At 50.6% G+C, this 389-nt stretch carries 1 protein-coding gene; it reads right to left on the bottom strand.

Annotated features, from left to right (window positions below):
- The coding region (locus E0L35_RS26060) for a PAS domain-containing protein (protein WP_138801773.1) at window positions 1-389 on the bottom strand (389 nt) is incomplete at both ends.

Raw genomic sequence — 389 nt, forward strand, 5'->3', positions numbered from 1 at the left:
GGATCACATGCAATTTATTCATAAATTCGTGGGATCGTTCACGAAGTGCATCAGCATAGTTGACCAGACCGTCGAGTCGCTGCATCAGTTTACGAACTTCAGTTTTGTCCCTGAAGGTTGAAATGGCACCGATGATAACGCCATTACTGCGCACCGGTACGGTGTTGATCAGTAATAGCCGGTCTTTAATCGTAATCTCTTCGTCGCGGCGCGGCGTACCGTCGCGTAACACTTCCGAGACATCTACCACCTGTGACCATGAGTGGCTTAGCGTCGACAGTTTCTCATCGTCCTGCGACTTACGGTAATTCAGCAATTCTTGTGCGGCATCGTTGATCAGCGTTACCTCGCCGCGATCGTCCACGGCAACGACGCCTTCTTTGATAGAC

This window comes from Halomonas sp. ATBC28 (assembly GCF_005937175.1).
Lineage (GTDB): Bacteria > Pseudomonadota > Gammaproteobacteria > Pseudomonadales > Halomonadaceae > Vreelandella > Vreelandella titanicae.